Annotated in this window: 21 protein-coding genes; 13 read left to right on the top strand and 8 right to left on the bottom strand. The window is 73.6% G+C overall.

Annotated features, from left to right (window positions below; genetic code table 11):
- Positions 1 to 2: 2 nt before the first annotated feature.
- Positions 3 to 890: a sulfite oxidase heme-binding subunit YedZ gene (locus MET2598_RS0119815; protein WP_012331541.1), complete on the bottom strand. Its 888-nt coding sequence runs from the start codon at positions 888 to 890 to the stop codon at positions 3 to 5.
- A 150-nt stretch (positions 891 to 1,040) separates the two neighbouring features.
- On the opposite strand from MET2598_RS0119815, the gene MET2598_RS0119810 reads away from it, so the two are divergent.
- The 7 genes from MET2598_RS0119810 (at position 1,041) to MET2598_RS0119775 (ending at position 8,742) form a co-directional block, all read left to right on the top strand.
- Entirely contained in the window at positions 1,041 to 1,364 is a 324-nt protein-coding gene (locus MET2598_RS0119810) for a hypothetical protein (protein WP_012331542.1), read from the top strand.
- A gap of 47 nt (positions 1,365 to 1,411) precedes the next feature.
- Positions 1,412 to 1,933 (top strand): Uma2 family endonuclease, encoded by a 522-nt coding sequence (locus MET2598_RS0119805; RefSeq protein WP_018262064.1) that lies wholly within the window; start codon positions 1,412 to 1,414, stop codon positions 1,931 to 1,933.
- Positions 1,934 to 2,306: 373 nt separating this feature from the next.
- Positions 2,307 to 3,302, top strand: coding sequence for an adenosine kinase (locus tag MET2598_RS0119795; RefSeq protein WP_018262062.1), 996 nt, complete (start codon positions 2,307 to 2,309; stop codon positions 3,300 to 3,302).
- Between the two features lie 6 nt (positions 3,303 to 3,308).
- Positions 3,309 to 4,151 carry a sn-glycerol-3-phosphate ABC transporter permease UgpE gene (ugpE, locus tag MET2598_RS0119790; RefSeq protein ID WP_012331544.1) on the top strand — a complete coding sequence of 281 codons (843 nt, stop codon included), beginning with the start codon at positions 3,309 to 3,311 and terminating at the stop codon, positions 4,149 to 4,151.
- Positions 4,152 to 4,174: 23 nt separating this feature from the next.
- Positions 4,175 to 5,236: an ABC transporter ATP-binding protein gene (locus tag MET2598_RS0119785; protein ID WP_018262061.1), complete on the top strand. Its 1,062-nt coding sequence runs from the start codon at positions 4,175 to 4,177 to the stop codon at positions 5,234 to 5,236.
- Between the two features lie 594 nt (positions 5,237 to 5,830).
- Positions 5,831 to 7,003 (top strand): CaiB/BaiF CoA transferase family protein, encoded by a 1,173-nt coding sequence (locus MET2598_RS0119780; RefSeq protein ID WP_018262060.1) that lies wholly within the window; start codon positions 5,831 to 5,833, stop codon positions 7,001 to 7,003.
- Positions 7,004 to 7,062: 59 nt separating this feature from the next.
- Positions 7,063 to 8,742, top strand: coding sequence for a thiamine pyrophosphate-binding protein (locus tag MET2598_RS0119775; protein ID WP_018262059.1), 1,680 nt, complete (start codon positions 7,063 to 7,065; stop codon positions 8,740 to 8,742).
- A gap of 96 nt (positions 8,743 to 8,838) precedes the next feature.
- Here the strand turns inward: MET2598_RS0119775 and MET2598_RS0119770 are convergent, their stop codons facing one another.
- Together MET2598_RS0119770 and MET2598_RS0119765 are read right to left on the bottom strand one after the other, a co-directional pair.
- Positions 8,839 to 9,726, bottom strand: coding sequence for a sterol desaturase family protein (locus MET2598_RS0119770; RefSeq protein ID WP_012331548.1), 888 nt, complete (start codon positions 9,724 to 9,726; stop codon positions 8,839 to 8,841).
- A 2-nt stretch (positions 9,727 to 9,728) separates the two neighbouring features.
- Positions 9,729 to 10,592, bottom strand: a complete 864-nt coding sequence (locus MET2598_RS0119765) for a creatininase family protein (protein ID WP_018262058.1) — start codon at positions 10,590 to 10,592, stop codon at positions 9,729 to 9,731.
- 355 nt (positions 10,593 to 10,947) lie between these two features.
- Here MET2598_RS0119765 and ugpB point away from each other — a divergent pair, with 355 nt between their 5' ends.
- The 4 genes from ugpB to MET2598_RS0119745 all read left to right on the top strand — a co-directional run bounded on the left by ugpB (position 10,948) and on the right by MET2598_RS0119745 (position 15,243).
- Entirely contained in the window at positions 10,948 to 12,270 is a 1,323-nt protein-coding gene (ugpB, locus tag MET2598_RS0119760; protein ID WP_012331550.1) for a sn-glycerol-3-phosphate ABC transporter substrate-binding protein UgpB, read from the top strand.
- A 2-nt stretch (positions 12,271 to 12,272) separates the two neighbouring features.
- Positions 12,273 to 13,157 (top strand): sn-glycerol-3-phosphate ABC transporter permease UgpA, encoded by an 885-nt coding sequence (gene ugpA / locus MET2598_RS0119755; protein WP_012331551.1) that lies wholly within the window; start codon positions 12,273 to 12,275, stop codon positions 13,155 to 13,157.
- 63 nt (positions 13,158 to 13,220) lie between these two features.
- Positions 13,221 to 13,898, top strand: coding sequence for a PRC-barrel domain-containing protein (locus MET2598_RS0119750; protein WP_018262057.1), 678 nt, complete (start codon positions 13,221 to 13,223; stop codon positions 13,896 to 13,898).
- A 97-nt stretch (positions 13,899 to 13,995) separates the two neighbouring features.
- Positions 13,996 to 15,243 (top strand): acyl-CoA dehydrogenase, encoded by a 1,248-nt coding sequence (locus tag MET2598_RS0119745; protein WP_018262056.1) that lies wholly within the window; start codon positions 13,996 to 13,998, stop codon positions 15,241 to 15,243.
- A gap of 224 nt (positions 15,244 to 15,467) precedes the next feature.
- Here MET2598_RS0119745 and MET2598_RS0119740 read toward each other — a convergent pair whose 3' ends face one another.
- The 5 genes from MET2598_RS0119740 to hutI all read right to left on the bottom strand — a co-directional run bounded on the left by MET2598_RS0119740 (position 15,468) and on the right by hutI (position 21,866).
- Positions 15,468 to 16,487, bottom strand: a complete 1,020-nt coding sequence (locus MET2598_RS0119740; protein ID WP_018262055.1) for a GlxA family transcriptional regulator — start codon at positions 16,485 to 16,487, stop codon at positions 15,468 to 15,470.
- Positions 16,488 to 16,637: 150 nt separating this feature from the next.
- Positions 16,638 to 18,317, bottom strand: a complete 1,680-nt coding sequence (gene hutU / locus MET2598_RS0119735) for a urocanate hydratase (protein WP_012331555.1) — start codon at positions 18,315 to 18,317, stop codon at positions 16,638 to 16,640.
- Positions 18,314 to 19,129, bottom strand: coding sequence for an N-formylglutamate deformylase (hutG, locus tag MET2598_RS0119730; protein WP_012331556.1), 816 nt, complete (start codon positions 19,127 to 19,129; stop codon positions 18,314 to 18,316). The genes hutU and hutG overlap by 4 nt, the downstream gene beginning before the upstream one ends.
- Entirely contained in the window at positions 19,126 to 20,667 is a 1,542-nt protein-coding gene (hutH, locus tag MET2598_RS0119725; RefSeq protein ID WP_012331557.1) for a histidine ammonia-lyase, read from the bottom strand. The genes hutG and hutH overlap by 4 nt, the downstream gene beginning before the upstream one ends.
- Entirely contained in the window at positions 20,664 to 21,866 is a 1,203-nt protein-coding gene (gene hutI, locus MET2598_RS0119720; protein ID WP_018262054.1) for an imidazolonepropionase, read from the bottom strand. Before hutI ends, hutH begins: the two co-directional genes overlap by 4 nt.
- A 131-nt stretch (positions 21,867 to 21,997) precedes the next feature.
- On the opposite strand from hutI, the gene MET2598_RS0119715 reads away from it, so the two are divergent.
- Positions 21,998 to 23,371, top strand: a complete 1,374-nt coding sequence (locus MET2598_RS0119715) for a formimidoylglutamate deiminase (protein WP_018262053.1) — start codon at positions 21,998 to 22,000, stop codon at positions 23,369 to 23,371.
- Positions 23,368 to 24,075: a histidine utilization repressor gene (hutC, locus tag MET2598_RS0119710; RefSeq protein WP_012331560.1), complete on the top strand. Its 708-nt coding sequence runs from the start codon at positions 23,368 to 23,370 to the stop codon at positions 24,073 to 24,075. The genes MET2598_RS0119715 and hutC overlap by 4 nt, the downstream gene beginning before the upstream one ends.
- Positions 24,076 to 24,219 lie beyond the last annotated feature (144 nt).

Below are 24,219 nucleotides of genomic sequence, written 5' to 3'. Positions count from 1 at the left end.
CGTCACGGCTCCGCGGCGACGACCGGCTCGGCGGGGCGCCGGATCGCGTCGGCCCGGCGCGCGGCGGGGGCCCGCTCGCCGCGCCCGCGCAGGAGGTTGAGCGGCACGGCGAGCGCCACGGTGCCGAGCACCCACCAGGCCGGCCGCACGTCGTAGGAGAAGTCGAGATTCGCCGCGAGCACCGCGCCGGCCGGCACCCCGGTGGCGAGCGCGTACCACGCGGTCTCGAGCGCCGCGGTGGCGAGTCCGGACGCGGCGGCCAGCCCCGCCAGGGTGAGCGGGGTGGTGGCGATGCGGCGGTGCTGCATCAGCCGCCAGCCCATCAGGGCGAGAAAGAGCCCGCTCCAGAAGACCGGCTTCGAGACGTCGATCTTCGACTGCAGGAAGTAGTGGAACAGGCCGAGCGCGGCGATCCCGTAGACGAGGCGGTGCAGCCGGGTCCAGGTCCGCCCGAGGCGGCGGATCATGGCGTCCGTCGAGGTGGCGCCGAGCAGGACGAGCCCGAGGAGCGCCGAAAAGCCGATGGCGAGGTAGATGCGCGTCACGATCTCGGCCGCGACCCGCGCGAGGTCGAACTTCAGGTCGGCCGCGTAGAGGAGGAGGTGAATCACCGCGTAGGCGAGGGCCGCGAGGCCGAGCATCCTCCGCACCAGGATCAGCCTCGGCCAGTCCGCCACGCGGCGCAGCGGCGTCACGGCGAGCGAGGCGACCAGCCAGTAGATCGTCCAGTCGCCCATCGCGTGCAGGAAGGCGGTGAGGGGCTTGGCGCCGAGCCGGTCGAGGCCGTAGGCCGCCGCGTAGGCGAGCCCGGGGCCGAGCGTCGCCAGGAACGTCGCGAGCTTGAGCCGGGACAGGCGGCCGGTGCGGTCGAGCCAGGGAAGAGCGAGCATGCGGGACCGGAGGAAGGGGAGGGACGCGTGACGAGGTGGACTTCGTGCCAGATGGGGACTCGGTTACGCTCCTGCCGCGCGGGCGATCACACGATGGCGTGAGGCCCGAAGCGGCCCGGTCCGCCGCGGATCCCGAGCGAGGAGACCCCGTTGCGCCTGTTCCACCCCGGCCTCGCCGCGATCCTGCTCGCGCTCGCCGCCTCCGGTCCGGCCCGCGCCGCCTGCACGCCGCCGACGCCGCCCGCGGCGAGCGAGAAGCCGCAGAAGCCGGCCCTGCCGGAGAAGCCCGCCTGCCTGTCCGTCAAGGCGGGCTGCCCCGGCTTCGAGGCCTACGCGTTCAACGATGCGGTGAAGGCCTACAACGCCAAATTGCCCGCCTACCGGGCGAGCGCCGAGGCCTACGCGGGCAAGCTCAGGGCCTACCTGGATGCCAGCGCCGCCTACGCCGCGTGCGAGATGAAGTCCCTGCAATAGGGCCTCCGTGCTAGGCTGGAGCCATGGACCCGCAGCGCACACGCCGCATGACGGTCGACGAGTTCCTGGCCTGGAGCGAGACGGCGCCCGGCCGGCACGAACTCGTCGGCGGCGAGGTCGTCGCCATGGCGCCCGAGCGGGTGCAGCACGCGCGCCTCAAATTCGCGGTCCAGAAGGCGCTCGATGCCGGCTTGGCCGGACATCCCTGCGAGATGCTGCCGGACGGGATGACGGTGCGGATCGACGAGCACACGGCCTACGAGCCGGACGCGCTCGTCACCTGCGAAGGCCCCCTGGACCCGCACGCCGTCGAGGTGCGCGCGCCCGTCATCGTCGTGGAGGTGCTCTCCCCGGGGACGCGGCGCTTCGACGAGCGGGGCAAACTCGTGGAATATTTCCGCCTGCCGAGCCTGCACCATTACCTGCTGGTCGATCCTGATCGTCGGCGGGTCATCCACCACCGACGGGCCGCCGAGGCGATCGAGACCCGCATCGTGGCGACGGGTCTGCTTCACCTCGATCCTCCGGGCGTCGATCTCCCGCTCGACGTGCTCTTCGCGCGATCCTGACGACGCCATGGACCCGAACCCGAAGCCTCGCATGACGGTCGACGAGTTCCTGGCCCCCGTCATCGTGGTCGAGATCCCCTCTCCCGGGACGCGGCGCGTCGACCTCTCGGAAGCTCGTCGGCGACTTCGCGCTGCCGAGCGTCGCGCATGACCTCGTCGTCGACACCCGGCGCGGCCTTAGTGCTGCATCGCCGGCGGGGTGAGTCCGTGATCGAGACCCGCATCTGCCCGCGCGGGACCCTGCGCCTCGACCCGCCCGGCCTGACGCTCGCGGTGGCGGATCTCCTCGCCGCGCGCTGAGGACCCCGCACCTTGACCCTGCCGGCCGCGGATGCGAGAGGCCGGGCCAGGATCCCTCCCGCCGGGTTGCCGCATGACCGCTCCGCTCGACCTGCTCGTCCTCGGCAACGCCATCGTGGACATCATCGCCCGGACCGACGAGGCCTTCCTGGTGCGCGAATCCGTCCACAAGGGCGCGATGCAGCTCATCGACGAGGCGCGGGCCGAGCACCTGTTCGGCGTCATGGGGCCGGCGACCATCGTGTCGGGCGGCTCGGGCGCCAACACGGCGGTCGGCGCCGCCCAGCTCGGCGCGCGCACCGGCTTCGTCGGCAAGGTGCGGGACGACGAGCTCGGCCGCCTGTTCCGGCACGACCTCACCGCCACCGGCGTGCGCTTCGACGTGGCGCCGACGAGCGAGGGCCCGGCCACGGCGCGCTGCTTCGTCCTGGTCACGCCGGACGGCGAGCGCACCATGAACACCTATCTGGGCGCCTGCCAGGGCCTCACCGCCGCGGACGTGGACGAGGCGACCGCCGGCAGCGCCCGCTTCGTCTACCTCGAAGGCTACCTGTGGGATCCGCCCGCCGCCAAGGACGCCTTCCGCAAGGCGGCGACCCTCGCCCACCAGGCCGGCAACAGGGTCGCGCTCACCCTGTCGGACGCGTTCTGCGTCGACCGCTACCGCGACGAGTTCCTCGGCCTGATCCGGGACGGCAGCCTCGACATCCTCTTCGCCAACATCCACGAGCTGAAGAGCCTCTACCAGACCGCCAATGCCGAGGCGGCCCTCTCGGCCCTGCGCGAGGAGGCGGGGCTCCTCGGCGTCGTCACCCGCTCCTCCGAGGGGGCGCTGGTCGTCACCCGCGGCGAGACCCGGGCGGTGCCGGCCTCGCCGATCCGCGATCTCGTCGACACGACCGGGGCGGGCGACCTCTTCGCGGCGGGCTTCCTCGCCGGCCTCGCCCGCGACCTCGACCACGTGGATTGCGCGCGCCTCGGGGCGATCGCGGCCGCCGAGGTGATCCAGCACATCGGCGCGCGGCCCCAGACCGACCTCAGGGCCCTCGCCGCCCAGGAAGGCCTCTGAGCCGGGATGGTCGAGAACCGCCGTTTCGGCACGCTCGTCCCGCACCTCGTGCTGTGGATCGGGGTCGCCATCGTGGCCTTCCCGGTCTACCTCGCCTTCGTCGCCTCGACGCATGACGGCGCCACCGTGGCGAACGGCCAGATGCCCCTCTGGCCGGGCCTCCACGCGGCCGAGAACTACCGCAGGGCGCTGACGGAATCGGGGCTCGCGGGCGCGCCGGTCGCGACCATGCTCCTCAACAGCCTGATCACCGCGCTGGCCATCGCGGCGGGCAAGATCGTGATCTCGCTGCTCTCGGCCTACGGGCTGATCTACTTTCGCTTCCCGCTCCGGCAGACCGCCTTCTGGCTGATCTTCGTCACCCTGATGCTGCCCGTCGAGGTGCGGATCTACCCGACCTACAAGGTCGCGGCGGATCTCCACCTGCTCGACAGCTACGCGGGTCTGGCCCTGCCGCTGATCGCCTCGGCCACCGCGACCCTGCTCTACCGGCAGTTCTTCCTGACCGTGCCGAACGAGCTGGTGGAGGCCTCGCGCATCGACGGGGCGGGGCCGGTGCGGTTCTTCATCGACACGCTGCTGCCGCTCTCGCGCACCACCACGGCGGCGCTCTTCGTGATCCTCTTCATTTACGGCTGGAACCAGTACCTCTGGCCCATCCTGGTCACGACCCGCGACGACATGCAGACGGTGGTGATCGGCCTGCGCAAGATGACCACGATCACCGACCAGCTCACCGAGTGGCAGGTCGTGATGGCCACCGCGATGCTCGCCATGCTGCCCCCGGTGGCGGTGGTGGTCGGCATGCAGCGGCTGTTCGTGCGCGGGCTCGTCGAGACCGAGAAGTAGCCCTGCGAGCAACGGATCCCGGAATGGCGCGCCTCGTCCTCGATCAGGTGGGGAAGACCTACACGGGAGGCGTCGCGGCGGTGCGCGGCGTCTCGCTGGAGGTGCCGGCCGGGGCCTTCTGCGTCCTCGTCGGCCCCTCGGGCTGCGGCAAGTCCACGGTGCTGCGGATGATCGCCGGCCTGGAGACGGTGACGGCGGGCACCATCGCGATCGGCGAGCGGGTGGTCAACGAAGTCGAGCCGGCCGCCCGCGACATCGCCATGGTGTTCCAGAACTACGCGCTCTATCCGCACATGCGGGTCTCGGACAATCTCGCCTACGGCCTGCGCAACCGCGGCACGCCCAAGGCCGAGATCGCCGCGCGGGTGGGGGAGGCGGCGCGGCTGCTCGGCCTCGACGCGCTCCTCGACCGCTACCCGCGCCAGCTCTCGGGCGGCCAGCGCCAGCGCGTGGCGATGGGGCGGGCGATCGTGCGCAAGCCCCGGATCTTCCTGTTCGACGAGCCGCTCTCGAACCTCGACGCCAAGCTCCGGGTGCAGATGCGGGTGGAGATCCGCCGCCTGCAGCGCCAGCTCGGGGTGACGACGGTCTACGTCACCCACGACCAGGTCGAGGCCATGACCATGGCCGACCGGCTGGTGGTGATGAACGGGGGCCTGATCGAGCAGGTCGGCACCCCGATCGAGATCTATCGCCGGCCCGCGACGCGCTACGTCGCGACCTTCATGGGCTCGCCCCCGATGAACATCCTGGCCGCCGAGGCGGTGGGGGAGGAGGTCCGGATTGCCGGCCGGGTGTTTCCCGTGAGCCTGCCGGATCTCCCGGCCGGCCGCCCGGTCGAGGTCGGGCTGCGGCCCGAAGCCTTCCGGATCGCCCCCGAGGGCCTGCCCTTCCGGGTCGCCTTCGCGGAGGAGCTCGGGGCGACGCGCCTGCTCCACGGCACCCTCGGGGAGGGCGAGGTGGTGGTGCAGGTGCCGGCCGGGCCGGAGCCCGCGGAGGGCGCGACCGTCCTCCTCGCCTTCGATCCGGCGGAGATCCACGTCTTCGACCGCGAGACCGGGCGGCGGATCGGCGGGGGCGCCTGACCGGGGAGGATCGACGGATCCGCCGCCGCGCGTGACCGGGCGTTGCGCATGATTGCCTCTCCGGCGGCCGGCAAGGCGTCGGCGCGCATGCCGGTCAAGGACGCGATGGCCGTCCTGGCCAAGACGCGGCGGGTTGCGGCCGATCCGGCCGGGCATCATGGTTGGGCCAAGCGCTGTTGGGCCAAGCGCTGTTGGGCCAAGCGCTCTTGAGCCGCTCTTGAGCCGAGCGTTTGGCCGGAGCCGCGGGATGTCGCGCGCGGCATGGCGACTGGCGAGCCGTCCACAGCCTGGACCAGATCCGGGCTGAGCGCGGTCCAGTTGCGCGGCCCGCCCGATGCCCTCGGCAGACCTGCTCCCTGCGGGTCCGCTGAGGGTCTTGGCCTCGCATCACCTCTTGCGCCGAACCGGTGACCGTTTCGGCGAATGATGCGTGGAGCAGCGCCCGATCACGGTGCCATCGGGCGCTGCTCCAGCTCCTCGATCGTGCCGCATGTCCTGCGCCGAACCGGCATCCCCTTCGGCGGGAAATGCGCTAGAAGGCCGGCTCGTCCCGGCCGCCACGAGGCCGCGTGAGGCCCCCTCCAAGGAGGTTCCGTGCACAAGCCGCTCGCGGGAATCAGGGTGCTCGAACTCGCCCGCATCCTCGCCGGGCCCTGGATCGGCCAGCTCCTGGCGGATCTCGGGGCCGACGTCGTCAAGGTCGAACGGCCGGGGGTCGGGGACGACACCCGCGCCTGGGGCCCGCCCTTCGTGGAGGCGGCGGAGGGCGGCACCCTCTCGGCCTCCTACTTCCACTCGACGAATCGCGGCAAGCGCTCGGTCGCGGCGGATTTCGAGACCGAGGAGGGCCGCGCCGTGGTGCGCCGGCTCGCCGCCCATGCCGACGTGATGATCGAGAACTTCAAGGTCGGCGGCCTCAGGAAGTACGGGCTCGACCACGAGAGCCTGCGGGCGCTCAACCCTCGCCTCATCACCTGCTCGGTGACCGGCTTCGGCCAGGACGGACCCTACGCGCCGCGCGCCGGCTACGACTTCATGATCCAGGGCCTCGGCGGGATCATGTCGCTCACCGGCGAGCCCGCGGGCGAGCCGGTGAAGACCGCGGTCGCCTTCGCGGACGTGTTCACGGGCGTCTACGGGGCGACGGCGATCCTCGCCGCCCTCCAGGGCCGCCACGCCACCGGCAAGGGCTGCCACGTCGACATGGCGCTGCTCGACACCCAGGTCTCGGTGCTCGGCAACCAGGCGCTGGTCTACCTCGTCTCGGGCCAGCTGCCGCCGCGGATGGGCAACGAGCACATCAGCATCGTGCCCTACCAGGTCTTCCCGGCCGCCGACGGCCACGTCATCGTGGCCTGCGGCAATGACGGGCAATTCGCCAAGCTCTGCGGCGTGCTCGGCACCGCGTGGCACCGGGACCCCGCCTACGCCACCAACCCGGCGCGGGTGACGAACCGGGCCGTGCTGATCCCGCTGATCGCCGCCGAGACCAGCCGCCACCCGAAGGCGGAGCTGCTGGCGCGGCTCACCGCCGTCAACGTGCCGGTCGGGCCGATCAACGACCTCGCGGAGGTCTTCGCCGACCCCCAGGTGCGGCACCGGGGCCTGCGGGTCGACCTGCCCGAGCCGCGCGCCAAGGGCGGCCACGTGCCGAGCGTGCGCTCGCCGATCGTGATCGACGGCGTGCCCATGGTGGCGGACGCCGCCTCGCCGCAGGTGGGGGATCACACGCAGAGCGTCCTCGACGACCCGGCCTGGAGCGGGTGACCCTTCCGGCGGGCCGCCGCCCGTGCGATCCGGCGGGATCGGGACAGGAGAGCCACGCGATGCCTGACAGCGCCACGCCCCGCTCCGGCGGCCGGATCCTCGTCGATCAGCTCCTCGTGCACGGGGTGCGGGACGCCTTCTGCGTGCCGGGCGAGAGCTACCTCGCGGTGCTCGACGCGCTCCACGACGCCGCGATCCGCCTCACCGTCTGCCGCCAGGAGGGCTCCGCCGCCATGATGGCCGAGGCGGCCGGCAAGCTCACGGGCGAGCCCGGCATCTGCTTCGTCACCCGGGGCCCCGGCGCCATGAACGCGGCGCCCGGCCTGCACGTGGCGCGCCAGGATTCGACGCCGCTGATCCTGTTCGTCGGCCAGGTCGAGCGCGGCGCGCGCGAGCGCGAGGCCTTCCAGGAGATCGATTACCGGGCGGTGTTCGGCACGGTGGCCAAGTGGGTAACCGAGGTCGAGGACCCGGCCCGCCTGCCGGAACTGATCTCCCGCGCCTTCCACGTCGCCACGGCGGGCCGGCCCGGCCCGGTCGTGGTGGCCCTGCCGGAGGACGTGCTCACCGCCACCGCCGCGGTGGCGGACGCGCCGCCCTACGCGCCGACTGAGACCCATCCGGCGCTGGCCCAGATGGTGGCGCTGCAGCGGCTCCTCGGCGAGGCCGAGCGGCCCCTCGCGCTCCTCGGCGGCAGCCGCTGGAGCGAGGCGGCCGTGCGGCGCCTCGCGCGCTTCGCCGGCCTGTTCCGCCTGCCCGTCGCCTGCTCGTTCCGCCGCCAGGGGCTGTTCCCGGCCGACCACCCGAGCTACGCGGGCGATCTCGGGCTCGGCGCGAATCCGCGGCTCCTCGCCCGCATCCGGGAGGCCGACCTCCTGCTCCTGGTGGGCGGGCGCCTCGGCGAGATCCCCTCGCAGGGCTACAGCCTGCTCGACATTCCCGGGCCGCGCCAGCGCCTCGTCCACGTGCATCCGGATCCCGAGGAGCTCGGCCGGGTCTACCGGCCGCACCTCGCCGTCAACGCGACCCCCGCCGCCTTCGCGGCGGCGATCGAGACCGTGCAGCCGCCCGCCCGGCTGCCCTGGGCGGAGGGGACCGACGAGGCGCACGCGTCCTACCTCGCCTGGAGCGATCCCGCCCGCGTCGCCACCCCGGGCGACCTCCAGATGGGCGGCGTGATGGCGCATCTGCGCGAGGTGCTGCCCGCCGACGCGATCCTGTGCAACGGGGCCGGCAACTTCGCCACCTGGGTGCACCGCTTCTGGCCCTTCCGGGCCTTCGACGGGCAACTCGCCCCGACCTCGGGCTCGATGGGCTACGGCGTCCCGGCCGCGGTGGCGGCCAAGCGCCTGCGGCCGGAGCGCACCGTGGTGGCGGTGTCGGGCGACGGCGACTTCCTGATGAACGGGCAGGACTTCGCCACCGCCGTGCAGTACGGCCTGCCGATCCTGGTCATCCTCGTCGACAACGGCATGTACGGCACGATCCGGATGCACCAGGAGCGGGAATACCCGGGCCGCGTCTCGGGCACGAGCCTGCGCAACCCGGATTTCGCCGCCTACGCGACGGCCTTCGGCGGCTACGGCGAGCGGGTGACCCGGACCGAGGACTTCCCCGAAGCCCTCGCCCGCGCCCGCGCCTCGGGCCTGCCGGCGATCCTGCACTGCCCGATCGACCCCGAGGCGATCACCCCGACCACCACCCTCACGGCGCTGCGGGAGCGCGGGCGGGCGACCTGACGCTCCCGCGCATCGCGCGCCGGAGGGGCCGCCGGTCGGGCGGCGGAAGCGGTGCGGGAGCGAGGAGCCAGGCGGACGTGCGTCGGGCCGTTGCGCTCAGCGGCCGAGGCCGGCGCCCTCGGCCGCCCCGCCCGCGCCCGCGCCGACGAAGGGGTGGACCAATTGGCCGCCGAACCCGGACGGGAAGGACGGGTCGCCGTTGCCGTAGGCCTCGGGCAGCACCCCCTTGGGCATGTAGAAGGTCCCGAAGATCAGGTCGATGAACGGGAAGCTCGCCGCGAAGTTCATGTTCCCGCCCTGGTCGGGGCCGGTATGGTGCCAGCGGTGGAAGACCGGGCTGACCAGCAGGTAGCGCAGCGGGCCGAAGGTCCAGTCGAGGTTGGCGTGGGCGAGGGCGGCGAGCGCGACGCTGAAGGGCACCAGCGCGATCACCACGTCCGGCGAGATCCCGAGCAGGAGCGGCACCGCGTCCGACAGCGCGCCGTGGAAGACCGCGTCGACCGGATGGAACCGGGCCGCCGACACCCACTCCACCTGCTCCGAGGAATGGTGGACCGCGTGGAACCGCCACAACCGCATCGTGTGGAACAGGCGATGGGTCGCGTACATCACGAGGTCGGACAGGATCAGGTAGAGCGGCACCTGCGCCCAGAACGGCAGGCCCGCGAGGGGGCCCTTGCCCTCCCCGAACTGCGCCGGCAGCCCGGCCGAGGCGCAGGCGGCGTTCATGACCACGATGCCGATGACCAGGAGCCAGACCCGGGCGTAGCCCGAGACGACCGGGATCGCGAACCAGTAGCAGACATCCGTGAGGACGTCGGGCTTGCGCCACCACGGCTGGCCCGGATTGCAGGGCCGGGCCACGAGGCTGACGGCCGTGAACACGGCGCCCAGGATCGTGAGCAGCAGCCACACCCCCGCGGTGCTCTCGGCGAGACCGTGGACGGCGGCCCAGAGGGCGGGCGGGAGCGGGAGGTCGGGCATGGTCACAATCCCTGGCCGGAAGCCATCAGCGGCCGGATCTGCGCGAGCGCGGCCTCGACCTGGATCGCCAGGAGCCGGCGCCCCCGCTCTGCGGTGGCGCGGCGCGGGTCGCCGCTGCTCCCGTCGCCGGCGAGGCCGAGCCGCGCCAGGAGCGAGGGGGCGGCGCGGGTGAGATCGACCCGCTCCGGGGCCGTCACCAGCATCAGGGCGTGGTCGGCGAGCCCGGCGTGGAAGCCGATCGTGGCCGGCGTCTCGCCCTGTGACTCGAGCCAAGCCTGCTGCGCGCGGTTCCCCTCGACGTAGTAGGCGTCGACACTCACCACGCGCACGCCCTGCGGCGCCCAGGCGCGGTCGAGGCGCGCCGCCACCTCCTGCTGCACCTTCAGGCTGCCGCCGTGGTCGCACAGGAACAGGATGAGGCGGAAGCCGTGCGCCTTGAGGCTGCGGGCGATGCCCTCCAGCGTCCCGGCGAAGGCCTCCTCGGAGACGCCGAGCGTGCCGGGGAACAGGAGGTTGTCGGAGGGCGGATCGAAGCGGCCCTGGGGCACGTAGGAGATCACCGGGGCGACCAGGGTATGGCCGAGCGCCTCCGCGATCCGGCGCGCCGTGAAGGCCACGATACTGTCGTGCTTGTCGATCGGCAAGAACGGGCCGTTCTGCTCCAGCCCGCCGCTCGGCACCAGCACGGTCGTGAAGCCCTGCTCGCGCGCCTGCTGCACCTCGACCCAGGTCATGTCGGCGATCGCGATGCGCGCGACGAGCGGGGCCGGGAGCGACGCCCGCATGGTCAGGATGCCGACCGCCAGCACCGTGCCGACGGCGAGCAGGAGGCGCCTGGAGCGCCGGCACGGACTCAGGATCGGCATGGGGCGCGTGGAACGACCAGTGAAGCGGCACGATTCACCAGTCACCTAGCGCGTGACGATTAACCGAATCTTATATGCATGCGGGATGTGCCGCGCGTGCCGCCTTGCTCCGGTAAGAACAACGGGTCGCGCGCCGGCAGGCGCCTGGGCGTGGGTCGAAGACCCGCATCGGCGCCCACCGGGCAGGATCCTCCGCCTCGCGGGCGAGGCGGCGCCGGTCCCTGCCGCGGCCTCCTCTTGCTCCGCGTGCGCGGGCGTGCTTTTGCACGTCTGGCAATGGCCCGGCCGCACCCGTCATCGGGCTGAAACAGAACCGCCCCATCTGTGCCCACGGCACAGCAGGAGACGAGGCGCCATGGCCCTGAACACGATCCTTCGCGCCGGACTCGCGGTCCTCGGGATCGCGGCGGCCGGTCCCGCCCTCGCGGTCACCGAACTGCAATGGTGGCACGCCATGGTGGGGGCCAACAACGACGCGGTCATTCGGCTGGCCGAGGAGTTCAACGCCTCGCAGAGCGAGTACAAGGTGGTCCCGGCCTACAAGGGTACCTATCCGGAGACGCTGAACGCCGGCATCGCGGCCTTCCGGGCCGGCACCGCGCCGCACATCATCCAGGTCTTCGAGGTCGGCACCGCCACCATGATGGCGGCCAAGGGTGCGGTGAAGCCCGTCTACCAGCTGATGAAGGAGGCGGGCGAGCCCTTCGACCCGAATGCCTACCTGCCGGCCATCACGGGTTACTACTCCACCGCCGCCGGGGAGATGCTGTCCTTCCCGTTCAATTCCTCGTCGATGGTGATGTGGGTCAACCGGGACGCGCTGAAGAAGGCCGGCCTCGACCCGAACGCGCCGCCCAAGACCTGGCCCGAGGTCTTCGCCGCCGCCAAGGCCCTCAAGGCTGCCGGCTACACCACCTGCGGCGTCTCCAACACCTGGGTGACCTGGGCCCACCTGGAGCAGTTCTCGGCCTGGCACAACGTGCCGCTCGCCACCAAGGCCAACGGGCTCGACGGCTTCGACACCGCCCTGCAGATCAACGGGCCGCTGCAGGTCAAGCACCTCGCGACGCTCGCGGAGATGCAGAAGGACAAGCTCTACGACTATTCCGGCCGCTACGACAACGGCTTCGGGCGCTTCACCTCGGGCGAGTGCCCGCTGATGCTCGGCTCCTCCGGCTCCTACGGCAACGTGCGCGGCAACGCCAAGTTCGAGTGGGCGGCGGCCCCGATGCCCTATTATCCCGACGCGCCCGGCGCGCCGCAGAACAGCATCATCGGCGGCGCCTCGCTCTGGGTGATGGGCGGCAAGTCGGCCGAGGAGTACAAGGGCGTCGCCAAGTTCTTCGCCTTCCTGTCGGACACCGAGCGGCAGGCGCGCATCCACCAGACCACCGGCTACCTGCCGATCACCAAGGCGGCCTACGAGAAGTCGAAGGCGGATGGCTGGTACGACAAGAACCCGGCCCTCGAAGTCCCGCTCAAGGAACTGACCAACAAGCCGCCGACCGGGAATTCCCGCGGCCTGCGCCTCGGCAACATGCCGCAGATGCGCGACGTCTGGGCCGAGGAGATCGAGGCGGCGCTCGCCGGCAAGAAGAGCGCCAAGGAGGCCCTCGACGAGGCCGCCGCCCGCGGCAACGCCATGCTGCGCCAGTTCGAGAAGCAAGCGAACCGCTGACCGTGGGACCCGATCGCGTCACCTTCGGGGGCTGGCGGCTGCCGCTCCTCCTGCTCCTGCCGCAGCTCCTGACGGTGGCATTGTTCTTCTACTGGCCGGCCGTCCAGGCGGTCGGCCAGTCCTTCCTGGCGCAGGACGCCTTCGGGCTCGCGAGCGAGTTCGTGGGCTTCGACAATTACCGGGCCCTGTTCGCCGACCCGGCCTATTACGGCGCGCTCGGCGTCACGGCCGTGTTCTCGGCCGCGGTGGCGGGGCTGTCGCTCGGCCTCGCGCTGCTCCTTGCCGTGATGGCCGACCGGGAACTCGCCGGGGCGGGCCTCTACCGCACCCTCCTGATCTGGCCCTACGCGGTGGCGCCCGCGGTGGCCGGGGTGCTGTTCGGCTTCCTGTTCCAGCCCTCCCTCGGCATCGTCGCGCGGGGGCTGCGCGACCTCGGCGTTGCCTGGAACCCGCTCCTCGACGGCACCCACGCCCTGATCCTCGTGGTCATGGCCGCCGCCTGGAAGCAGATCTCGTACAATTTCCTGTTCTTCCTCGCCGGGCTGCAGGCGATCCCGCGCAGCGTGATCGAGGCGGCGGCGATCGACGGGGCGGGGCCGGCGCGGCGGTTCTGGACCATCGTGTTCCCGCTGCTCTCGCCCACCACCTTCTTCCTCCTCGTCGTCAACGTGGTCTACGCGTTCTGCGAGACGTTCGGGACGATCGACGTCCTCACCCATGGCGGGCCGGGCCGGGCCACCCAGACCCTCGTCTACAAAGTCTACCAGGACGGGCGCACCGGCTCGGATCTCGGCGCCTCCGCGGCCCAGTCCGTGGTGCTGATGATCATCGTGATCGCCCTCACGGCGGTCCAGTTCCGCACCGTCGAGCGCAAGGTCGCGTATTAGGGCGCGCCCGGGCCGTGAACCTCCGCGCCGCCGCTGCCGTTGGTGCGGGGAATCGGAGGTCCCATGACCCGACGCCCCCTGACCGCGCGCATCGCCCCGCTGACGCTCGCCGCCGCGCTCCTCGCCGGCCCGGCGGCCCTCGCCCAGCCCGTCCATGCCCAGCCCGTCCATGCCCAGTCCGTCCCTGCCCAGCAGGGCGCCTCGCCGTTCCTCACGGCCCCGCCCCCGGGCGCGATGCGGGCGAGCAAGATCCGCGGCGTCGGCGTCGTCGGGCAGGACCACGTCCGGGTCGGCGAGATCGAGGACCTCCTCGTCACCGAGGACGGCCGGGTGCGGGGGGTCGTGATCGGGGTGGGAGGCTTCCTGGGCCTCGGCGAGAAGAAGGTCGCGGTGCCCTTCGACACGCTCGCCTGGAACACCGGCGTGTCGCCCCGGGAGGGCCCGCCCTCCTTCACCACGCCCGAGCGCGCGCCGAGCGAGGCCGAGGCCCGGACCGCCGGCCCCGAGACGATGCCGGGGGCGACGAGCCGCAACGAGGTGCTCTCGGCCGTGCAGGACAAGCACAGCGGCGCGGTCACCGAGGCGACCGGCTCGGTCGAGGCGGCGCGGCAGCCGCGCGGACCCGCCACCGTCCTGGTGGTCGGCAAGAGCGGCGGGCCGATCGAGGCCGAGTTGCGCATGACCAAGGCGGAGCTCGAGGCCGCCCCGGCCTTCGATGACGAGGCCCGCCCGGCCCGGTGAGGCGGCCGGCCGCTGCGAAACGCGGTTTCGCGTCCTGGCGGTCGGGGCGCGACCGCGCTACACCTCGGGGCAACCGACCAGCAGGAGGAGCCCGCGCATGACCGCCGCGCCCGTCGCCGCCATCACCCAGACCGACCTGAGCGCGGCCAAGCCGCACGAGGGAAGCAAGGGCGCCTTCCGCTGGGACGATCCCTTCCTGCTGGAGGACCAGCTCACGGACGAGGAGCGGCTGATCCGGGACACGGCGCGCGGCTTCGCGCAGGAGCGGCTCCTCCCCGGCATCGTCGAGGCCTACGCGGAGGAGCGGACCGACCGCTCCCTGTTCAACGCCATGGGCGAACTCGGCCTCCTCGGCGTGACGCTGCCGGAGGAGTACGGCTGCGCCGGCGCGAGCTACGTCGCCTACGGCCTCGTCGCCCGCGAGGTGGAGCGGATCGATTCCGGGTACCGCTCGATGATGAGCGTGCAATCCTCCCTCGTCATGTACCCGATCTACGCCTACGGCGACGAGGCGCAGCGCCGGACCTACCTGCCGAAGCTCGCGACGGGCGAGTTCGTCGGCTGCTTCGGCCTCACGGAGCCCGATGCCGGCTCCGATCCCGCCGGCATGAAGACGCGGGCGGAGAAGATCGACGGCGGCTACCGCCTCTCGGGGGCCAAGACCTGGATCTCGAACGCGCCGATCGCCGACGTCTTCGTGGTCTGGGCGAAGTCGCCCGCCCACGACAACCAGATCCGGGGCTTCGTCCTGGAGAAGGGGATGAAGGGGCTCTCCGCCCCCAAGATCAAGGGCAAGCTCTCCCTGCGGGCCTCGGTCACGGGCGAGATCGTCATGGACGGGGTCGAGGTGCCCGAGAGCGCGCTCCTGCCCCATGTCAGCGGCCTCAAGGGGCCGTTCGGCTGCCTCAACCGGGCGCGCTACGGCATCTCCTGGGGCGCCCTGGGGGCGGCGGAGGATTGCTGGCACCGCGCCCGCCAGTACACGCTCGACCGCACCCAGTTCGGCCGCCCGCTCGCCCAGACGCAGCTGGTGCAGAGGAAGCTCGCCGACATGCAGACCGAGATCGCGCTCGGCCTCCAGGCCTCCCTGCGCGTCGGCCGGCTGTTCGACGAGGGCCGGGTCGCGCCCGAGATGATCTCGATCGTCAAGCGCAACAATTGCGGCAAGGCCTTGGAGATCGCCCGCACCGCCCGCGACATGCACGGCGGCAACGGCATCATGGGCGAGTACCACGTCATGCGCCACGCCCAGAACCTGGAGACGGTGAACACCTACGAGGGCACCCACGACGTGCACGCCCTAATCCTCGGCCGGGCGCAGACCGGGCTGCAGGCGTTCTTCTGACGCCGGGCCGCGGCCCGCCCGGGATGCGGCCGCCTCGACCCCATCGGCGAGGTCGGCGCGACCTGTGATCCTCGACGGGGCGGGCGATGCGCCGCGCCGCGGTCTCGCCTGCGGGGGCCGCGACGGGCGCATCTCGGCGGTGATCCGGCTCGCTCCCGAGGGCTTCGCTCAGGCGCCGCGCAGGCTTGTGATCCGGGATCCGCCTCGATCAAGTGGATCCCGGATCAGGCCGTCTCCGCCGGGTGGCCCGCCCGGCGCAGGGCCTGCGGGGACTGGCCGTAGAGGCGCAGGAAGGCGCGGCGCATCCGCTCGCGATCGGCGAAGCCCACCTCCGCGGCGATCACGTCCAGGGAGTGGCGCCCCTCCACCAGCATCGCCCGCGCCGCCTCCACCCGCAGCCGCTCGACCACCTTGGCGGGCGGCTGGCCCAGCGCCTGCCGGAAGGCGCGGCTGAACTGGCGCGGCGACAGCCGCGCCGCCTCGGCCAGGCGGGCCACCGTCAGGTCCTCCCGCAGGTGGCGCCGGGCGTAGTCGAGCACCCGCTCGATCCGGTCGGTCTTCGGGGCGAGGTCGAGCAGGCGCGACAGCTGCGGCTGCCCCCCGGAGCGCCGCCGCTCCAGCAGCATGCGGCGCGCCACCTCGCGGGCCGTCTCCGGACCGAGGTCGTCCTCGACGAGCCGCAGGGCGAGGTCGATGCTCGCCGCCATCCCGGCCGAGGTCCACACCGTCCCGTCGCCGACGTAGAGCCGGTCCCGCTCCAGGCGCACCGCCGGGTAGCGGGCCTGCAGCTCCGAGGCGTTGCGCCAATGCGTCGTCGCGCGCAATCCGTCGAGCAGCCCGGCCTCCGCCAGGACGAAGGCGCCCGTGCAGGTCGCCGCCACCCGCCGGGCGCGGGCCGCGGCCCGCCGGACCAGGGCGGCGAGGCCCGCCGGCACGGTCCGGGGCCCCGCGAAGGCCCCGACCATCAGCGTGTCGAAGGGCGCCTCCGGGAAGGGCTCGGTCTCCAGGCGGAACCCCGCCGCGGTCGGCACCGGCCCGCCCTCCTGCGAGACCAGGCGGATCGCGTAGGCGGGCCTCGCGCCGAGCGCGTTGGCGCTCTGGAACGCGGCGAGCGCGGCGAGCGACATCAGCTGCGCCCCGGGCAGCACCAGGAGGCCGATCGTCCGCGCCGCGCGGGCCGGCGCGAGCGCCTCCGGCGCCGCATCCGCGATGCCCCGGGACGATGCTGCGAGGTCGTGGTCCATGGCGCGCGCGGGTCGGGACGGGCTCGACCGCGGCGGCCCTGGCCCCGCGTCGTGAGCGGATGCGGGGGCCCGGCGCCGCGGATTACAGGCATATACCAGTAACCTGCCCGCCCGGTCCAGCAGGGCCCGCCGCGCGGCCCCGCCGGGCGGTCAGCCGAGGCTCGGCAGGGTCAGACCGTGCTCCCGCGCGCAGGCGACCGCGTCCGGGTAGCCGGCATCGGCGTGGCGCATCACGCCGCTCGCCGGATCGTTCCAGAGCACCCGCGCGAGGCGCCGGTCGGCGGCCTCGCTGCCGTCGCAGACGATCACCATCCCGGCATGCTGCGAGAAGCCCATTCCGACGCCGCCGCCGTGGTGCAGGGACACCCAGGTCGCCCCCGAGGCGGTGTTGAGGAGCGCGTTCAGGAGCGGCCAGTCGGAGACCGCGTCCGAGCCGTCGCGCATCGCCTCGGTCTCGCGGTTCGGCGAGGCGACCGAGCCGGAATCGAGGTGGTCGCGCCCGATCACGATCGGGGCCTTCAGCTCGCCGCTGCGCACCATCGCGTTGAAGGCGAGGCCGAGGCGGTGGCGGTCGCCGAGGCCGACCCAGCAGATCCGGGCCGGGAGGCCCTGGAAGCGGATCCGCTCCCGCGCCATGTCGAGCCAGCGGTGCAGGGCTGCGTTGTCGGGCAGCAATTCCTTCACCTTGGCGTCTGTCCGGTAGATGTCCTCGGGATCGCCCGAGAGGGCGCACCAGCGGAACGGCCCGATGCCGCGGCAGAACAGCGGGCGGATATAGGCCGGCACGAAGCCCGGGAAGGCGAAGGCGTCGCGGACGCCCTCCTCCAGCGCCATCTGCCGGATGTTGTTGCCGTAATCGACCACGGGCACGCCGGCCCGGTGGAAGTCCAGCATCACCCGAACCTGCTCGGCCATGGAGCGCTTGGCCGCCGCCGCGACCCCGTCCGGGTCGCTCTCGCGGCGGGTTTCCCACTCGGCGAGGCTCCAGCCCCGGGGCAGGTAGCCGTTGACGGGATCGTGGGCGGAGGTCTGGTCGGTGACGCAATCCGGCCGCACGCCCCGGCGCCAGATCTCGGCGTAGATTTCGGCGGCGTTGCCCAGGAGCGCGACCGAGCGGGGCGTGCGCGCCCGGCAGGATTCCTCGATCAGGGCGAGCGCCTCGTCGAGGTCCCGGGCCTGCACGTCGACGTAGCCCGTGCGAAGGCGGAACTCGATGCTGGAGGCCCGGCACTCGACGGCGAGGCAGGAGGCGCCCGCCATCGTGGCGGCGAGGGGCTGCGCCCCGCCCATGCCGCCCAGGCCCGCCGTCAGGATCCAGCGCCCGGCGAGGTCGCCGCCATGGTGCTGGCGGCCCATCTCCACGAAGGTCTCGTAGGTGCCCTGCACGATCCCCTGGCTGCCGATGTAGATCCAGGAGCCGGCCGTCATCTGGCCGTACATCATCAGGCCCCGGCGATCGAGCTCGTGGAAATGCGCCCAGGTCGCCCAGTGCGGCACGAGGTTGGAGTTGGCGATCAGCACGCGGGGCGCGTCCGCGTGGGTGCGGAAGATCCCGACCGGCTTGCCGGACTGGACCAGCAGTGTCTGATCCTCCTCCAGGTCCGTGAGGGCGGCGACGATCCGGTCGAAGCTCGCCCAGTCCCGGGCCGCCCGCCCGATGCCGCCATAGACCACGAGCTCGCCCGGCCGCTCGGCGACCTCCGGGTCGAGGTTGTTCATCAGCATGCGCAGGGGCGCCTCGGTGAGCCAGCTCCGCGCCGTGAGGGCGGGGCCGCGCGGGGCGCGGACGAGGCGGGCATTGTCGAGGCGGGGATCGTCGAGGCGGCTCATGGCGGGCAGGCTCCGAAGGCGAGGCACGCGGACAGGACGTCCTGCAGGGCCGCGCGGACCGGCGCGGCGTGGTCGGGATCGTAGGGCACCGGCCAGGTCGCGGGATCGACCGGCCCGACCGGCTCGGCCAGGTAGGCGCGGCAGGCGAGTTCCATCTGCACCGCGTGGACGCCGTCCTGCGGGCGGCCGTAGGCGCGGGTGATGAAGCCGCCGCGGAAGCGCCCGTTGCTGACCTGGCTGAGGCCGCTGCCCCGGCAGATCGCCTCGATCCGCTCCTGGAGGGCGGGGTCGCAGGCCTGGCCGCCATGCGTGCCGATGTTGAAATGGGGCAGCAGGCCGGGGAACAGGCGCGGGATCTCCGAGCGGATCGAGTGGGCGTCGTAGAGCACCACCCGGGGATGGAGCCGCCGCAGCCGCGCGAGTTCGTCCTGCAGGGCCGCGTGGTAGGGGTCGAACCAGCGGGCGCGCCGGTCGGCCGGGTCGGGCGCCTGCCCGTCCCGGTAGAGCGGCTCGCCGTCGAACGTGGTGGTGGGGCAGAGCTCCGTCGTCGCCTGCCCGGGATAGAGCGAGGCGCCGGACGGGTCCCGGTTCACGTCGATCACCGTGCGCGAGAGGGAGGTGCGGATGATCGTGGCGTCGAGATCCGCCGCGAAGGCGTAGAGCCGCTCGATGAACCAGTCCGTGTCCTTGCGGGCGAGCCAGGGCGAGACGAGACCGGCCTCGATCTCGGGCGGGATCTCGGTGCCGGTATGGGGCAGGCTGAGGAGAAGGGGCGACGCCCCCCGCCGGACCGCGAGCCAGGCCGGCGTCATCGCCCGTCCACCCCCGGCAGGTCCAGGCCCGCGGCCGCCACCACGGCCCCGTCGCGCACCAGAGCCGTCGCCGCCTCGAGCTCCGGATGCAGGTAGCGATCCTCGTCGAGGCGGGGCACCGCCGCCCGCAGCCGCGCCCGCACCCGCTCCAGGGCCTCGCTCGACCGCAGCGGCGCCAGGAAATCGCAGCCCTGCGCCGCTGCCAGCAGCTCGATGCCGAGCACCGCGGCGGCGTTCTCCGCCATCGCCAGGAGGCGCCGCGCGCCGTGGGCCGCCATCGAGACGTGGTCCTCCTGGTTGGCGGAGGTCGGGATCGAATCGACGCTCGCCGGGTAGGCCCGCTGCTTGTTCTCCGAGACCAGGGCCGCCGCCGTCACCTGCGGGATCATGAAGCCCGAGTTGAGGCCCGGCCGCCCGGTCAGGAAGGCCGGCAGGCCCGAGGACAGGGCGGGGTCGACGAGGAGCGAGATCCGCCGCTCGGCGAGGGAGCCGATCTCGCACAGGGCGAGCGCGATCATGTCGGCCGCGAAGGCCACCGGCTCGGCGTGGAAGTTCCCGCCCGAGAGCGCCTCCCCGGTCTCGGGGAAGACGAGCGGGTTGTCCGAGACGCCGTTCGCCTCGGTCTCCAGGGTCGCCCCCGCCTGCCGCAGGAGGTCGAGGGCGGCCCCCATCACCTGCGGCTGGCAGCGCAGGCAGTAGGGGTCCTGCACCCGCTCGTCGCCGACGAGGTGCGAGGCCCGGATCGCCGAGCCGGCGAGGAGGCGGCGCAGGGCGTCGGCCGCGTCGATCTGGCCGCGGTGGCGGCGAAGCGCGTGGATGCGCGGGTCGAAGGGCGTGTCCGAGCCGCGGGCGGCGTCGACCGAGAGCGCCCCGGTGACCAGGCCCGCCCGCAGCAGGTCCTCCGCCCCGAACAGGCCCGCCAGCGCGAGCGCGGTCGAGAATTGCGTGCCGTTGAGGAGCGCCAGCCCCTCCTTCGGGCCGAGATCGAGGGGCGCGAGGTCCGCCCGCGCCAGGGCCGCGGCGGCGGGCAGCCGGGCGCCCCCCGCGTCGAGGCACTCCCCGACGCCGATCATCGCCGCCGTCATGTGGGCGAGCGGCGCGAGGTCGCCCGAGGCGCCGACCGAGCCCTGGCCCGGCACCACCGGGGTCACGCCCCGCGCCAGCATCGCGTCGAGCAGGGCCACCGTCTCGGGCCGCACGCCCGAGGCCCCCTGCGCGAGGCTCGCGAGCTTGAGCGCCATCATCAGCCGCACGATCCCGGCCGGGACCGGCGCCCCGACCCCCGCCGCGTGCGAGAGCACGATGTTGCGCTGCAGCGTGGCGAGGTCGTCGGGCGCGATCCGCACCGTCGCGAGCTTCCCGAACCCGGTATTGATCCCGTAGACGGGCTCGCCCCGCGCCACGATCGCCGCCACGGTCTCGGCGGCCCGCGCGATGCCGGGCCGGCAGGCGGGATCGAGCCGCAGCGGGGCCCCGTCGCGGATCGCGCGCCACTGCGCCAGCGCGGCGCGGCCGGGAGTCAGGGTGACGGCGCTCATCGGCCCTTCCGGATGCGGGCGTGCAGCGGGTTGAATCCCATGCGGTAGACGAGTTCGGCCGGGCGCTCGACGTCCCAGACCGCGAGGTCGCACCACTTGCCCGCCTCCAGCGTGCCGATCTCGTGCAGGCGCCCGAGGGCGCGGGCCGCCTCCCGGGTCACGCCCGCGAGGCATTCCTCGACGGTGAGCCGGAACAGCGTCGCTCCCATGTTGAGCACGAGGAGCAGGGAGGTGAGGGGGGAGGTGCCGGGATTGCAGTCGGTGGCGAGCGCCATCCGCGTGCCGTGGCGGCGGAACAGGTCGACGGGCGGCCGCCGCGTCTCCCGGATGAAGTAGAAGGCCCCCGGCAGCAGCACCGCCACGGTGCCGGCCCGGGCCAGGGCGGCGGCGCCGGCCTCGTCCGCGTATTCCAGGTGGTCGGCCGAGAGGGCGCCGAACCGCGCCGCCAGCGCCGCCCCGCCGAGATCGGAGAGCTGGTCGGCGTGCAGCTTCACCGGCAGGCCCGCCGCCCGCGCCGCCTCGAAGACCCGCGCGGTCTGGACGGGCGAGAAGGCGATCCCCTCGCAGAAGGCGTCGACCGCGTCGGCCAGCCCCTCCCGCGCCAGGGCGGGCAGCATCTCGGTGCAGACATGCGCGATGTAGCGGTCCTTGTCGGGCTCCTCCGGCGGCAGCGCGTGGGCGCCCAGGAAGGTCGTGGTCACGGTGACGTCGCGGCTCTCCCCGAGGCGGCGGGCCGCCCGCAGGCTCGCGCGCTCGGAGGCGACGGAGAGGCCGTAGCCGGACTTCACCTCGACCGCGGTCACGCCCTCGGCGATCAGCGCGTCGAGGCGCCGCAGCGCGCTCCCGACGAGCGCGTCCTCGCTCGCCGCCCGGGTGGCGCGCACGGTCGAGACGATGCCGCCGCCCGCCCGCGCGATCTCCTCGTAGCTGGCGCCGGCGAGCCGCGCCTCGAACTCCGCCGCCCGGTCGCCGCCGTGGACGAGGTGGGTGTGGCAGTCGATCAGGCCCGGGGTGATCCAGCGCCCCTCGCAATCGACCGTCTCGCGGGCCGCGAAGGCGGGCGCCGCCCGCGCCGGCCCCGCGTAGAGGATGCGCCCGTCGCGGGCGGCGATCAGCCCGTCCTCCACGAGGCCGAGCCCCGGCCCCCCCTCGGCCAGGGTGGCGAGCCGGGCGTTGCGCCACAGGCGGTCGCACAGCATGGGACGGCTCCTGGCGGGTGGAAGCGGCCCGGCGAATCGGCCGCCGGGTGGCGGTGCGCGCCGAGTATGTATAGACATAATCGGCCGCGCGGACCCTTGTCCACCCGTCCCGCGCGGGGGAGGGACCCGCGATGGCCCGGCTCTGGTTCCGCTCCGCCCTGCTGCCCGAAGGATGGGCGGAGGGCGTCGCCCTCGACGTCCGGGAGGGGCGCATCGCGGCGCTGGAGAGCGGCGTGCCGGCGCGGCCGGGGGACGAGACCGGCGGGATCGCGCTGCCCGGCCTGCCGAACCTGCACAGCCACGCCTTCCAGCGCGCCATGGCGGGGCTCGCCGAGTGCCGCAGCGGGCACGAGGACTCCTTCTGGACCTGGCGCGAGGTGATGTACCGCTTCGTGGCCCGGATGGCGCCGGAGGACGTCGAGGCGGTGGCCGCGCAGGCCTACGTGGAGATGCTGGAGGCCGGCTTCACCCGGGTCGGCGAGTTCCACTACCTGCACCACGCCCCGGACGGGCGCGCCTACGCGGACCCGGCCGAGATGGCCGGGCGGATCGCCGCCGCGGCGGCGGAGGCGGGGATCGGCCTGACGCTGCTGCCGGTCTTCTACGCCCATGGCGGCTTCGGGCCGGGGCAGGGGGCGCCCGCGCTGCCGCCGACCGCGGGCCAGCGCCGCTTCGTCAGCGACCCGGAGACCTTCGCGGCCGTGATGGCGGGCAGCCGCCGGGCGGTGGCGGACCTGCGGGATTGCGTGGTCGGCCTCGCGCCCCACAGCCTGCGGGCCGCGACCCTCGCGGAGATCGCCGCGATCCTGCCCCTGGCGGAGGGCGGCCCGGTCCACATCCACGCGGCCGAGCAGCTGCGCGAGGTGGAGGAGTGCCGGGCGGCGACCGGGGCGCGGCCGGTGGAACTCCTGCTCGACGCGGCGCCGGTCGACGCGCGCTGGTGCCTGATCCACGCCACCCACGTGACGCCGAGCGAGACGCGCGGGCTCGCGCGCAGCGGCGCGGTGGCGGGCCTCTGCCCGATCACCGAGGCCAATCTCGGCGACGGGCTGTTCCCGCTGGCCGCCTTCCAGGGCGCGGGCGGCCGGTTCGGAATCGGCAGCGACTCGAACGTGCTGATCGCGGCGGCCGAGGAGCTGCGCCTGCTCGAATACGGCCAGCGCCTCGCCGGGCGGGTGCGCGGCGTCGCGACCTCGGCGCGCTCCGCCTCGACCGGCCGCGCCCTGATCGAGGCCGCCCTCGCCGGGGGCGGGCAGGCCCTCGGCCGGCCCGCCGGCCTCGCGCCCGGGCAGCCCGCCGACATCGTCGCCCTCGATCCCGACCACCCGGCCCTGGCGGAGCGCTCCGGCGACGCGTGGCTCGACGGCTTCGTGTTCGCGGCCCGCGCCGGGGTGATCGACCGGGTCTGGCGCGCCGGGGCGCGCGTCGTCGCGCAGGGACGGCACCACCGGCGGGAGGCGGTGGCGGCGCGCTTCCGGGCCGCCCTGGCGAGGCTCGCCGCGTGACCGGGGGCCCCAGCCTGACGGCCCGGATCCGCAGCGAGATCGAGGCGCGGATCCTGTCGGGCGACTGGCCGCCGGGCCACCGCATCCCCTTCGAGTCGGAACTCTCGGCGCTCTACGGCTGCTCGCGCATGACCGTGAACAAGGCGCTCGCGGGGCTGGCGGCCGCGGGCCTGATCGAGCGCCGGCGCCGCGCCGGCTCCTTCGTGGCCGCCCCCGCCCGGCAATCGGCCGTGCTGCAGATCCCCGACATCCCGGCCGAGATCGCGGCGCGCGGGGCGCGCTACGGGCTGGTACTCGTCGCGCGCCGGGAGCGGCGGGCGGGGGCGGGCGACCCGCCGGGCGCGGGCTTCGCGCCGGGCCAGCCGCTCCTCGACCTCACCTGCCGCCACCTCGCGGACGGGCGTCCCTTCGCGCAGGAGGAGCGCCTGATCAGCCTCGCGGCGGTGCCGGCCGCGGCGGAGGTGGATTTCTCCGCCGTGCCGCCCGGCACGTGGCTGCTGCGGCACGTGCCCTGGACGGAGGCCTCGCACCGCATCACGGCGCTCAACGCGCCGGGCGCCCTCGCCCGCGCCCTCGACCTGCCGCCGGGGGGCGCCTGCCTCGCGGTCGAGCGCCGCACCTGGCGCGGGGAGGACACGGTGACCTACGTGCGCCAGATCTTCCGGGGCGACGCCTACAGCCTGGGGGCGCGGTTCTCGCCCTGACGGGGCGGGGCGCTCGACCACGAGACAGGCGCCGTGAGGCCGGGCCGCTGATCGGGACGGGCATGGTCCGCGCCCGGACCAACGGGGCGGCTCGTTCGTTCCTCGGCCTGCGACCGCTCCCGAAAGCCTCTCCCGTCAGCGAAC

Origin of the sequence: Methylobacterium sp. WSM2598 (assembly GCF_000379105.1) — a bacterium.
GTDB lineage: Bacteria > Pseudomonadota > Alphaproteobacteria > Rhizobiales > Beijerinckiaceae > Methylobacterium.
This window is presented reverse-complemented; position numbering and strand designations above follow the sequence as displayed.